Source organism: Enterobacter cloacae complex sp. 385G4 (genome assembly GCF_057320665.1).
The window spans coordinates 223,809-236,380 of record NZ_JBXWDD010000003.1 but is presented as its reverse complement, the minus strand read 5'-3'; the positions used below and the strand labels follow the sequence as shown (position 1 = coordinate 236,380).

At 59.8% G+C, this 12,572-nt stretch carries 12 protein-coding genes; 10 read left to right on the top strand and 2 right to left on the bottom strand.

The window, feature by feature from the left end; all coding sequences use genetic code 11:
* Positions 1-116 precede the first annotated feature (116 nt).
* The 7 genes from AC2FAJ_RS11625 to AC2FAJ_RS11595 all read left to right on the top strand — a co-directional run bounded on the left by AC2FAJ_RS11625 (position 117) and on the right by AC2FAJ_RS11595 (position 6,421).
* Positions 117-611, top strand: coding sequence for a Csu type fimbrial protein (locus AC2FAJ_RS11625; RefSeq protein ID WP_028015413.1), 495 nt, complete (start codon positions 117-119; stop codon positions 609-611).
* Between the two features lie 2 nt (positions 612-613).
* Positions 614-1,390 carry a fimbrial biogenesis chaperone gene (locus AC2FAJ_RS11620; RefSeq protein WP_041911304.1) on the top strand — a complete coding sequence of 259 codons (777 nt, stop codon included), beginning with the start codon at positions 614-616 and terminating at the stop codon, positions 1,388-1,390.
* Positions 1,311-3,599, top strand: coding sequence for a fimbria/pilus outer membrane usher protein (locus AC2FAJ_RS11615; RefSeq protein ID WP_485454174.1), 2,289 nt, complete (start codon positions 1,311-1,313; stop codon positions 3,597-3,599). Before AC2FAJ_RS11620 ends, AC2FAJ_RS11615 begins: the two co-directional genes overlap by 80 nt.
* Complete coding sequence (locus AC2FAJ_RS11610; protein ID WP_041911306.1) at positions 3,590-4,546, top strand: Csu type fimbrial protein; 957 nt, start codon at positions 3,590-3,592, stop codon at positions 4,544-4,546. The genes AC2FAJ_RS11615 and AC2FAJ_RS11610 overlap by 10 nt, the downstream gene beginning before the upstream one ends.
* Before the next feature lie 123 nt (positions 4,547-4,669).
* Positions 4,670-5,410: a winged helix-turn-helix domain-containing protein gene (locus tag AC2FAJ_RS11605; RefSeq protein ID WP_163332682.1), complete on the top strand. Its 741-nt coding sequence runs from the start codon at positions 4,670-4,672 to the stop codon at positions 5,408-5,410.
* Position 5,411: 1 nt separating this feature from the next.
* Positions 5,412-5,885 (top strand): hypothetical protein, encoded by a 474-nt coding sequence (locus AC2FAJ_RS11600; protein WP_041911308.1) that lies wholly within the window; start codon positions 5,412-5,414, stop codon positions 5,883-5,885.
* 29 nt (positions 5,886-5,914) lie between these two features.
* Positions 5,915-6,421 carry a GNAT family N-acetyltransferase gene (locus tag AC2FAJ_RS11595; protein ID WP_447087837.1) on the top strand — a complete coding sequence of 169 codons (507 nt, stop codon included), beginning with the start codon at positions 5,915-5,917 and terminating at the stop codon, positions 6,419-6,421.
* A 92-nt stretch (positions 6,422-6,513) separates the two neighbouring features.
* On the opposite strand, the gene tsr is transcribed toward AC2FAJ_RS11595, so the two are convergent.
* Both tsr and hpaR read right to left on the bottom strand, forming a co-directional pair.
* On the bottom strand, positions 6,514-8,178 hold the full coding sequence (gene tsr / locus AC2FAJ_RS11590) for a methyl-accepting chemotaxis protein (RefSeq protein ID WP_041912068.1): 1,665 nt from the start codon (positions 8,176-8,178) through the stop codon (positions 6,514-6,516).
* An 83-nt stretch (positions 8,179-8,261) separates the two neighbouring features.
* Positions 8,262-8,702 (bottom strand): homoprotocatechuate degradation operon regulator HpaR, encoded by a 441-nt coding sequence (gene hpaR / locus AC2FAJ_RS11585; RefSeq protein ID WP_023334396.1) that lies wholly within the window; start codon positions 8,700-8,702, stop codon positions 8,262-8,264.
* 271 nt (positions 8,703-8,973) lie between these two features.
* Here hpaR and hpaG point away from each other — a divergent pair, with 271 nt between their 5' ends.
* From hpaG to hpaD, 3 genes are read left to right on the top strand one after another with little or no spacing between them, the layout of a single operon-like run.
* Positions 8,974-10,251 carry a 4-hydroxyphenylacetate degradation bifunctional isomerase/decarboxylase gene (hpaG, locus tag AC2FAJ_RS11580; protein WP_280028616.1) on the top strand — a complete coding sequence of 426 codons (1,278 nt, stop codon included), beginning with the start codon at positions 8,974-8,976 and terminating at the stop codon, positions 10,249-10,251.
* Positions 10,248-11,714 (top strand): 5-carboxymethyl-2-hydroxymuconate semialdehyde dehydrogenase, encoded by a 1,467-nt coding sequence (gene hpaE, locus AC2FAJ_RS11575; RefSeq protein ID WP_045631049.1) that lies wholly within the window; start codon positions 10,248-10,250, stop codon positions 11,712-11,714. The genes hpaG and hpaE overlap by 4 nt, the downstream gene beginning before the upstream one ends.
* 2 nt (positions 11,715-11,716) lie before the next feature.
* Entirely contained in the window at positions 11,717-12,568 is an 852-nt protein-coding gene (hpaD, locus tag AC2FAJ_RS11570; RefSeq protein ID WP_485454173.1) for a 3,4-dihydroxyphenylacetate 2,3-dioxygenase, read from the top strand.
* Positions 12,569-12,572 lie beyond the last annotated feature (4 nt).

Below are 12,572 nucleotides of genomic sequence, written 5' to 3'. Positions count from 1 at the left end.
CCTTGCCCCACTTTTTGCTGCCATACCCTGGCGGAATGCCATCAAAAACGCTGCCTGCTGGACGCTCAGTCATTCGCTTTGTAATTGCACTGTTACTCACGTCAGGAAATAAGATCATGAAAATTATTCCCACCGCTGTATGTTGTTCCGCGCTCCTGCTTCCTGCTGCTGCGATCGCCGCAGACAGTACCGCAAGCGCGACGATGCATGTATCACTTGAGGTCGTAAAGTCCTGCACCCTCAAAGCCAACGACCTTAACTTCTCGCGTCACGGCTCCGATGAGTCGAGCGAAATCCTGGCCAAAACGCAGGTCGATATCGTCTGTACCAACGGCACGCCGTTCACCCTCACCGCCACCAGCCCCGACGGCGAAAGCGGCACCTTCTGGCTGAAGCCGGAAAACGGCGAAACCGGGGCGCAGAAGATTGCGTGGAAACTCTTTGCTGACGAAGGCAAACAGAAGCAAATCAACGAGACGACTGGTCTGGACGATACCGGCAACGGTGCGGAACAGGAAGAAACGCTGTATGGCGTCATTGACGCCGGGGCGCTGACAACCGCCCAGGCAGGGAACTACAGCGACGATATCACGTTAAAACTGGAGTACTGATCGTGCGTCGCTACCTTCCCTGCTTCATTCTGTGGCTCATGATGCTGGCGCTGCTGTCGCGCTACGCGCTGGCCGCCACGCTTCAGGTGGCCCCGGTAACGCTCGATCTGCAGAGCGACCAGCGGGCAGCGGCGGTCTATCTCACAAACAGTGGGAAAGCGGCCATCAATGCGCAGATTCGGGTATACGAATGGACGCAAAAAAACGGTAAAGATGTGCTGGTGTCCACCGGGGAGGTGGTCACCAGCCCGGCGATGACTTCACTGGCGCCGGGCCAGCAGCAGCTGGTGCGCATTATTGTCATGCAGCCCGGTATCCGTGCGCAGGAGCAAAGTTACCGGCTGGTTATTGACGAACTGCCGGACGCCGCGTCCCGTGCCGCCCCCCCCTCCGCGGTACACTTCCTGCTGCGCTACTCGATTCCGGTGTTTATTGCCGGGAGCCAGAGCGCGCCCGTCAGCCACGATGCCCTGAGCTGTGAGCAGGCAGACATACCGGCCACTCTCCGCTGCTTTAACGCCGGAAACCGCCACATCCGCCTGAGCCACCTTGAGGCCCTGACGGCCGATGGGAAGGTTGTCGGGTCGATTAAAGGCCTGGCGGGCTATGTGCTCCCGGGACAAACCGCCCTTTTATCGCTCAAGCAGCCCACACGTCACGCGCTCAGCTCGCTGCGCGTCTATCTTAATGATGACCATCATGCCAGCCAGATACCCCTGCGCCCGCTCGCTTCTCGCGCTCCTGTTTTGGCTACCGCTCATGCTGTCAGCCCGGACTGAGCCCGCTGACACCGTGCAATGGCTGGCCATTACCGTGAACCACGCCCCGCGAGGCGAGCTATGGGCCTGCCGGGTGGTGGATAATGCGCTATGGATAAGCCGCAGCGACATGAAAAAGCTGGGGCTTCACGCCCCGGACGATCGCGCCGAGTGGGTTGAGCTGACGTCCCTGCCGGGCCTGAACGTCAATCTCGACGTGCTGTCCCAGCAGGTGTCGATTACCGCAGAGGCAGACGCGCTCGAGGGCCAGCAGCATTTGAACATCTCAAGGCCCACGCCGATGTACCGCTATCCTGATGCGCAGCCCGTTAACGCCTATACGCTCGGATATGCGCTCTACGCCAGCGACGTGCAAGGGAAGCGCCAGCTTAACGCCCAGACCATGCTGACCGCGTCCGGTGGGCTACCCGGAACGTTCAGCAGCAGTTTTTCAAGCCATATCGGGGAGGAAAACAGCGCCGGTCGACCGACCCATACGCGTCTCGAAACCCGCTGGCAGTGGGACAACACCGACTCGCTGACCACGCTGGCGCTGGGCGACAGCGTCACCACCGGCACCGGCTGGAGCCGACAGGTGCGCTTTGGCGGGCTGCACTGGGCACGTAACTTTGAGCTCAATCCCCAGCTCAATACCGAACCGCGCAGCCGCTACAGCGACACGGCCGTGCTGCCTTCCACGGTCGATTTGTATATCGACGGCCTTAAGCAGAGCAGCCAGCGCGTCACGCCGGGAGACTTTCTGCTGGATACCCTGCCCTCCTTCACCGGAAGCGGACAGGCGGAGGTAGTCATTACCGATATCAACGGCCAGCGTCGCACCGTACAGCTCGATCTCTACGGCGCGCCGGGCATGCTGGCGGAAGGGTTCAGCAGCGGTTCGCTGGACATCGGCTGGATGCGCGAAAACTACGCCCTGCGCTCCGACGACTATGCCGCCTCGCCGCTGCTGGACGCGGGCTGGCGCTATGGGGTGAATAATAGCCTGACGCTGGCGCTGCATACGGAACAGCAGCGCAGGCTGCGCAACGTGGGTATGGGCACCGACTGGCTGGTCTCTCCCGCCTTGGGGGTGGTCAGCCAGCACGTTGCCGTGAGCGACAGCCCTTATGGGCAGGGCGTTCAGTGGGGCCTTGGCTGGCAGTGGAACGGCAGAGGAACGAGCATTTCTGCCAGCACCGTCCGTACCGAGGCGGATTTCGCCGACAACGCCCGCATGAGCGGTGCCGCGCCCGTCAGACGCAGCGACAGCGTTTGGGTAAGCCAGTCCATCCCCCACTTCGGTACCGTGGGCGCGGGCTGGGTACAGCAGAACATTCAGGGCAGCACAGAGCGTTACCTCAACGCCTCCTGGTCGGTAGCGCTGCCGGCACACATCTCCACCACGCTGAGCTACACCCGCTCGTTTACGGACGCGTCGAGCCACGTTCAGCTACTGCTTTCCGTCCCATTGGGTCGCGAGGACACGCTCTCCGCTCAGGTCAGCCGGGATACGCCGCGCATGGATTACCGCCACCAGCCGGACGATGAGGCCGGCGGCTGGTCATGGGAACTGGGCCAGGGCTTTGGCGAACGACGTGAAAGATATGCGGACGTCGGCTACCTGGGCCGAGCGGGCGAATGGCACGTTGGGCTGCAGCAAGGTGCCAGCCAGGGCAACCAGTACGCCTCCGCCGAAGGCAGCCTGACGCTGCTGGACGGCAGCCTGTACCCGCTGCGCTACATCCAGCAGGGCATGGCGCTGGTGTCCACGCACGGCATTGGGCACGTACCGGTAATGCTGGAAAACCGCCCGGCCGGTGAAACGGATGAAGACGGTTATCTCCTGCTGACCGACCTGCCGCGCTACCACAACAGCAAAGTCAGCATTAACCCGCTCGATCTGCCCGCCGATGTGATCGCCCCTGTTACCGACATGCATGCCAGACCGGGCAACAGCAGCGCGGTGAAAGTCGAGTTTAACGTCCATCACGCCGTCACGGTTCAGGCCCGGCTGGTCGACAGCCGCCGCAGGCCGCTCCCGCTGGGCAGCGTCGTGTCAACGCCGCAGGGTGCCACCATCGTAGGACGCGACGGCTTTATCTGGCTTGAAGATCCGCCCCTGCCGGGCGAACTGGTGGTGAAGACCGGTGAGGGAGAGTGCCGGGTCACGCTTCCGGCGCCCCGTACCGCGTCATCTATACAGAATATCGGAGAACAACTGTGTCATTAAGAGCGCCGTTATTATTGCTGCTCGTCCTGTCCGTGAAGGCGATGGCGGCAGCCTGCTGGATAACCTCCATGCCCGCCATTAACTTTGGCAACGTCGTGGCGGGCAATACCACCTCCGTCAACACCGAGGTCAAATTTAGCTGCCAGGCCGACAACGAGGGCAGGACGGAATATATTAACGTCTGCCTGAGCAGCGTAGACGCCCCGCCCTTTGAGATGATCTCCCAGGGAGATCAGGAGGGGAAACAGTACACCCTTCTCTTCCGCCTGCTTAACGGCGCAGCGCGCTCTCAGGAGCTGGGGCCTGTCAGCAACGGGAACCTGATTCAGCAGACCCTCGCCGCGGAAAGCAATGCCAACGTCAGCGGTACCTTTCCGCTTATCGCTACCATTCCGCCAGGGCAAAGCCAGCTTCCGGCCTATCACTATTACAACTACAACATGAATCTGCGCATCGCCTGGCACAGCGCCCTGCGCCAGGACGCGCTGCAAAACTGCTCGGACGGTTCCGCAGAGGGGGAGCAGGTGCAGGGCGGCACCAGCGCGCAGGCCGAAATCAGCCAGGGGTGCTACATCGAGCGCGTGACGCCGCTTAACTTCGGCACGCTGACCAGCACCGCTACCCTGAGCCCGACGCGATCCTCCGCCACCCTCACCACGCGCTGTCCGGCCGGAACCGCGTTCACCCTTGCCATGGGAAAAGGCAACCATGCCAGCGGTAACCAGCGGCAGCTCTGCAACAGCGAGGGTCATTGCCTGCGCTACGGTCTCTGGCAGGATGAGGCGGCCACGCAACGCTGGGGAGATCAAAGCAGCGGCGATGCGCTGCAGGTCACCAACCCTGCAGGCGGCACCCAGAACTACACCGTTTACGGCGAGGTCCCGGCACAGCCGCTAACCGGTACCGGGGAGTTTATTGATGACGTGATTATCACGCTGACTTATTAAATCACCCAAAAACCTGTCTGGATCAATGTTATCGGTAACAGTGGCGTTAAAATAGCCAGCAATGCAGCCTTGAGGGCGTAAGCCTTTTTTCATTCATTATCTCTGTTTTTATTACAACAACTTATGAAATACCTGCTTGCTGACGCCATCGTCTATAACGACGAGGACGGCTCTGTTTCTCTTATCAATGCGCCGGATGAGGATGCGCAGCTCCTCACCTGCACGGCCAATACCATCATGAGGCTGCTGGTTCAGCATCATGGGAACGTGGTCGAACGGGAAACCTTTCTCCAGGAAGTCTGGGATCGTCGAGGGCTCCAGGGGTCTAACAACTCCTTAAACCAGTACATCAGCATTCTGCGCAAGATGCTGGCGACCCTGCTTCCCGACGCGCTGTTTATCGTTACCGTACCGAAAACGGGCTTTATGCTCAGCGCAGACGTCACCGTCACTCCGCTGGAGGAGGCCCCCCCGATCGCCAAAACGGTGAAACCTGCATGGCGCGTTCGCCCGGAATGGCTGTTCTGCGGCGCGCTCACGCTGGTCGTCGTTGCGCTAAGCATCTGGATCGTGCTCATCAAGCCAGACGCCCCGCAGCGGGAGATCCATCTGCTGACGCATATCGGCACCTGTCCGGTTTACACCTTTACGCCGCTGGCGGACGTGTTTCACGGGAAGGCGATTACGCTCGCGCAAACGCTTCAAAAGGACGGTCACCTTCCGTGTCTGAAAAATTCGATTTTCTACATGCACATTCAGAGAACGCTTTTCTACGGCCACGAAGGGCGGCTGGTGCTCTCCCAATGCTCCCTCACGCGGGGTAAAGCCAGCGCCTGTCGTACGCTTTACAATTACGAGTGGTGATATGAGACAGAAAAAAGTTTGGCTAATCCTGATCCTCAACCTGCTGCTGCTGGGCACCGCGCTGGCGTGGTATTTTCACACGCCTCCGCTGTCGGTAACCTGCGACGGAAACCTGACGTTTACCGACGAGCGCGACAGCCACAATTTCACCTTTGACGGTGAGGTCATTATGCGCTTTCACCCCGACAAAACGGGGTACATCACGGTTAACGGCAACGTGGTGAATGCCCCGCGCAGCTGGGAGGTTTCTCGCCAGGAGATGTTTAAATGGCGTCACGTGGAGGACGAACTGTATGAGATCGTCATTCAAAAAGTGGAGCGCTTTAGCCATGACGCGATGCCGCCCGGGGTCTTTGAAAAATACGTTGCCGGCCTGACGCTGGGCAATAAAAGGCTTCTGACGATAGAGCGCACGCCGGAAGACGCGCTGGTGATCAGCAATTTTTATTCGCCGGTGCTGATCTGCTCGGAATAATGTCGACGGGTCAGGCTATACTTGCCGCCATGACTATTCGCATTCGCCCCACCACCCTCAGCGACGTTGCCGCCCTGTCCGCCATTGAACGCGCGGCGGCCGGGCGATTCCGCGACATCCCGGAACTCGCCTGGCTTGCCGACGGCGAGGTCATTCCCGCTGAGCAACACCTCGACTATGCCGAACGCGGGCTCAGCTGGCTGGCGCTGGCAAACGACCAGCCCGTCGGGTTTGTCCTTGCCGAAGCCCACCCGTCATCACTGTTTATTGTCGAACTCTCGGTTGATCTGGACTGGCAGGGAAAAGGGATTGGCAGACAGCTCATCGCCTGCGTGGCAGATTGCGCCCGTAAAAGGGGGCTGACCGCGCTGACGCTGACGACGTTCAGGGACGTACCGTGGAATATGCCGTTCTATGCGCGGCTGGGGTTTGAAAAAATGACGACGCTGACGCCTGAACTGCGTCGGAAAAGGGAAGAAGAGACAGCGCACGGTTTCGCGTATGAAACGCGCTGCGCCATGCGCCTGCCTCTGTAATATCGCCCGGTGGCGCTGCGCTTACCGGGCCTACAAAACCCTGAACAGTGGGCCGGGTAAGGCGTAGCCGCCACCCGGCACAACACACGGCGTTAGAAGGTTTCCCAGTTATCACCTGCATCAGCGGTAACCGTTTTACGCGCCATCGCCGGTGCTGCAACGGTTTTCGCAGAAGCGAACTCGCGCGCTTTCATCTGCTCCTGTTGAATGCGGAACACCGCCACGGCCTGCGTCAGACGGCTCGCCTGCTCTTCCAGCGCCGCCGCCGCTGCGGCTGACTCTTCTACCAGCGAGGCGTTCTGCTGGGTCACGCGGTCCATCTCTGCCACCGCCAGGCCCACCTGGTCGATACCGCGGCTCTGCTCGTCGGACGCAGAGGCAATCTCGCCCATGATATCGGTCACGCGGGTCACCGCGTTCACGATCTCACCCATGGTTTCACCGGCGCTTTCCACCAGCGTTGAACCCACTTCCACGCGTCCCACGGAGTCCTCAATCAGGCTCTTGATCTCACGTGCTGCCTGAGCGCTGCGCTGGGCCAGGTTACGCACTTCCCCTGCCACCACCGCAAATCCACGGCCCTGTTCGCCCGCACGCGCCGCTTCTACCGCCGCGTTCAGCGCCAGGATGTTGGTCTGGAAGGCAATGCCGTCGATCACGCTGATGATATCGGCAATTTTCTGCGAACTGCCCGCGATGTCGCGCATGGTTTGCACCACGTTGTCCACCACCTTGCCGCCCTTCTGCGCGGTTTCAGACGCGCTTAGCGCCAGGTGGCTCGCCTGACGGGCGTTCTCGGCGTTCTGCTTAACGGTCGCCGTCAGCTGCTCCATGCTGGCAGCGGTCTCTTCCAGTGAAGCGGCCTGCTGTTCAGTACGGGAAGAGAGGTCGTTATTGCCCATCGCGATTTCGCTCGCGCCGCTATAAATAGCGTTCGCGCCGTTACGCACGTCGCCCACGGTACGCACCAGCTCGCCCTGCATATGACGCAGCGAGTCGGCCAGTTCGCCCATCTCGTTAGAGCCTTCCACGTCGATGCGCTTCACCAGGTCGCCGCTGGCGATGTGGCGAATATTGTCAATGAGACGCGTCAGCGGAGAGATCAGCGCCTGCTTGATACCCAGCCAGACGGCCACAATCACCACCAGCACGGCAACCAGCACGCTGATCAGCACCCAGATAGCCTGAGTGTAAGAGCTGTTGCTGTCTTCAACCGCCATCTGGTACAGCTTGTCGTTCTGCTGCAGGTAGCTCACGTACTGCTTCTCGAATCCATCCTGGTAGCTCTGGGTCGGCTGGTCGAAGAAGGCGTTGATTTTGCCCGCCCCCAGCAGTTGAATCAGCTCAGCCAGCGCACCGTGGTAGATATCGTAGTTACGTTTAATTTCCAGCGCAGCGGCGTCGCTCTGACGCGGGTCGCGCGGCAGGGCTTCATAGTCAGCCCAGTTTTTTTCCGCCTGTTTCAGCGAGGCAGACGCAATCTGCATCAGATCGTTAACGGTCGCGCCGCTGCCGATATTGTTCTGATCCATCATGTAGCGGATGCCCGCGCGGTTCAGGGTATTACGGGTTTGCAGCAGCGCAACCCAGCTCCCGTTAAGGGTGGATTGTTGCTGACGAATGGTTTGCAGGACGGTGAAATTCTCTTTGTCATTCTTCAGAGCATTAAAGAAAAGACCACCGGATGTGAGTTGTAAAAGGCCAAATATCGCTAAAACCAGCATTAAGCTGGTGACAATCTTGATACGGTTTAACATGTTTTCTCTTTCCTCAGACAGATACAGAATTTTCGGCCTGGAAAGGGAAAACTTTACGAAAATCATCCTGGAATTTGTGGTTTTTACTCTTCTTCCCGCGCTGCGTTATGCCGGTTTCCGAGTTCAATAAACTCTTCCAGCAGCGCCGTCAGCTGCTTCATCTTCTCCGGCGTGTATTCCGCCTCAATCTGCTGATACGCCTCTTCCACCTGCGCCTGGGCGTGCTCGTACAGCGCATTTCCCTCTTTGGTCAGCGACACGTACAGCTTGCGCTGGTCGTTCACCGGCTTTAAGCGCAGCACCAGGCCGTCGCGCTCCATGCGCGTCAGAATGCCGGTCAGGCTCGGGCGCAAAATACAGGTGCGAAACGCCAGATCGTGAAAATCCATCGACGGATGTTCAGCCAGCACGCGCACGATGCGCCACTGCTGCTCGGTGAGGTTATGCCGCTTCACAATCGGACGGAAGTACGACATCGCCGCTTCCCGCGCCTGCAAAAGCGCGATGGTTAATGAATCATGCATAGCCTCTCCCCTTCACATCATTAACAAGTAAACGATTCATAAAAGATGTTTTTATAAACAACACGTTTCCTGCCAGAAAGTCTAACAGAAACCATTCGTTTTTATTAATCAACTGATTTACATAGGATTAAAATCCATAATGTAAATTTATTGTTATTCATATCACAAATTTTTCACTTCTGATTGCGAAATAAACAGCAAAAGCATAAAACCAGATCATTAACATATTAATGAAATCATAACCCGGACCTTCGGGGTGAGGAGTAGGTGAATGAAAGGTACCGTATTTGCCGTCGCGCTGAACCACCAGAGTCAGCAAGAAGCCTGGGCTGAGGCGTTTGAAAAAGCCCCTTACAACACGCCGCCAAAAACGCCGGTGTGGTTTATCAAACCGCACAACACGGTGATTCGCGCGGGCGAGCCCATTCCTTTCCCGCAGGGGGAAACGGTGTTAAGCGGCGCGACGGTGGCGCTGGTTGTGGGTAAAACCGCCAGCAGGGTGCGCGTAGAGGACGCCGCGGCCTACATCGCGGGATACGCGCTGGCCAACGAAGTGAGCCTGCCGGAAGAGAGCTTCTACCGTCCGGCCATTAAGGCCAAATGCCGGGACGGCTTTTGCCCGCTTGGCGAGCTGGCCGCCGTTGATAACGTCGACAACCTGACCATCATCACCGAGATCAACGGCCGCGAAGCGGACCACTGGAACACCGCCGATCTGCAGCGCAGCGCCGCCGAACTGCTGAGCGCCCTGAGCGAATTCGCCACCCTCAATCCCGGCGATGCGATCCTGCTCGGCACGCCGCAAAGCCGCGTGGAGATCCGCCCGGGCGATCGCGTGCGGATTCTGGCGGAAGGTTTCCCGCCGCTGGAAAACCCGGTGGTGAACGAGCGCGACGTTGCCCTTTCCCACCGCACGCCTGAACACGCCACGCTGTTCGCCCTCGGTCTTAACTACGCCGATCATGCCAGCGAGCTGGACTTCAAGCCGCCCACCGAGCCGCTGGTGTTTATCAAAGCGCCGAACACCTTCACTGGCGACAACCAGACCTCGGTGCGCCCGAACAATATCGAATACATGCACTACGAGGCGGAGCTGGTGGTGGTCATCGGTAAAACCGCGCGTAAGGTGAGCGAAGCCGAGGCGATGGAGTATGTCGCGGGCTACACGGTCTGCAACGACTACGCCATCCGCGACTACCTGGAAAATTACTACCGCCCGAACCTGCGGGTCAAAAGCCGCGACGGATTAACCCCCATCAGCCCGAACATCGTGCCGAAAGAAGCCATTCCTGATCCGCATAACTTAACCCTGCGCACCTTCGTCAACGGCGAACTGCGTCAGGAAGGCACCACCGCCGATCTCATTTTCAGCATTCCTTACCTGATTGCGTATCTGAGCGATTTTATGACCCTACAGCCGGGCGACATGATCGCCACCGGCACGCCGAAGGGGCTGTCCGACGTGGTGCCGGGCGATGAAGTGGTGGTGGAAGTGGAAGGCGTGGGCCGCCTGGTGAACCGGATTGTCAGCGAGGAGACTGCAAAATGAAAAAGATTAACCACTGGATCAACGGTAAAAACGTCGCCGGAAGCGAGTACTTCCATACCACTAACCCGGCCTCCGGCGAGGTATTAGCGGAAGTCGCCTCCGGCGGTGAAGCGGAAATTCATCAGGCCGTTGCCGCCGCTAAAGAGGCGTTCCCGAAATGGGCCAACCTGCCGATGAAGGAGCGCGCGCGCCTGATGCGTCGCCTGGGGGATCTGATCGACCAGAACGTGCCCGAGATCGCCGCCATGGAAACCGCCGACACCGGCCTGCCGATCCACCAGACCAAAAATGTGCTCATCCCACGCGCCTCGCACAACTTCGAGTTCTTCGCCGAGGTGTGCCAGCAGATGAACGGCAAAACCTACCCGGTCGACGACAAAATGCTCAACTACACGCTGGTGCAGCCGGTGGGCGTCTGCGCGCTGGTGTCGCCGTGGAACGTGCCGTTTATGACCGCCACCTGGAAGGTCGCGCCCTGTCTGGCACTGGGCAACACCGCGGTGCTGAAGATGTCTGAACTCTCGCCGCTGACCGCCGACCGTCTGGGCGAGCTGGCGCTGGAGGCGGGCATTCCGGCGGGCGTGCTGAACGTGGTGCAGGGCTACGGGGCGACGGCAGGCGACGCGCTGGTGCGCCACCACGACGTGCGCGCCGTCTCCTTCACCGGCGGCACCGCCACCGGGCGCAACATCATGAAAAACGCCGGGCTGAAGAAATATTCCATGGAGCTGGGCGGCAAATCCCCGGTGCTGATTTTTGAAGATGCGGACATCGAGCGCGCGCTGGACGCCGCGCTGTTCACCATCTTCTCCATCAACGGCGAGCGCTGCACAGCGGGCTCGCGCATCTTCATCCAGCAGAGCATTTACCCGGAGTTCGTCAAGCGCTTCGCCGAACGCGCCAATCGCCTGCGCGTGGGCGATCCGACCGATCCGAACACCCAGATTGGCGCGCTCATCAGCCAGCAGCACTGGGAGAAAGTCTCCGGCTATATCCGCCTCGGCATTGAGGAAGGCGCCACCCTGCTGGCGGGCGGCCCGGACAAACCGGTCGATCTGCCTGCACACCTGAAAGGCGGCAACTTCCTGCGCCCGACGGTGCTGGCGGACGTCGACAACCGCATGCGCGTGGCGCAGGAGGAGATCTTCGGGCCGGTGGCCTGCCTGCTGCCGTTTAAGGACGAGGCGGAAGGCCTACGCCTGGCGAACGACGTGGAGTACGGCCTGGCGTCATACATCTGGACCCAGGACGTCAGCAAGGTGCTGCGCCTGGCGCGCAGCATTGAAGCGGGCATGGTGTTCGTGAACACCCAGAACGTGCGCGACCTGCGCCAGCCGTTTGGCGGCGTGAAGGCCTCCGGCACCGGCCGCGAGGGCGGCGAGTACAGCTTTGAAGTGTTCGCGGAGATGAAGAACGTCTGCATCTCCATGGGCGACCATCCGATTCCAAAATGGGGGATCTGACAATGGGCAAGCTAGCGTTAGTAGCAAAAATCACCCACGTGCCGTCGATGTACCTTTCCGAGCTGCCGGGTAAAAACCACGGCTGCCGCCAGTCCGCCATCGACGGGCATAAAGAGATCAGCAAGCGCTGCCGTGAACTGGGCGTGGACACCATCATCGTGTTCGACACCCACTGGCTGGTGAACAGCGCGTACCACATCAACTGTGCGGATCATTTTTCGGGCGTCTACACCAGCAACGAGCTGCCGCACTTTATCCGCGACATGACCTACGACTACGACGGCAACCCGGAGCTCGGGCAGCTGATCGCCGACGAAGCGGTGAAGCTCGGCGTGCGCGCCAAGGCGCACAACATCCCGAGCCTCAAGCTGGAGTACGGCACCCTGGTGCCGATGCGCTACATGAACGCGGATAAGCACTTCAAAGTGATCTCCATCTCCGCGTTCTGCACGGTTCACGATTTCGCCGACAGCCGCAGGTTGGGCGAGGCCATCGTCAGCGCCATCGAAAAGTACGACGGCACCGTGGCGGTGCTCGCCAGCGGCTCGCTCTCGCACCGCTTTATCGACGACCAGCGCGCGGAGGAAGGGATGAACAGCTACACCCGCGAGTTTGATCGCCAGATGGACGAGCGCGTGGTCAAGCTGTGGCGCGAAGGCCAGTTTAAAGAGTTTTGCAGCATGCTGCCGGAGTACGCCGACTACTGCTACGGCGAGGGCAACATGCACGACACGGTGATGCTGCTGGGGATGCTGGGCTGGGATAAATACGACGGCAAGGTTGAGTTCCTCACCGAGCTGTTCGCCAGCTCCGGCACCGGCCAGGTCAACGCCGTTTTCCCGCTTCCCGCATAAGGAG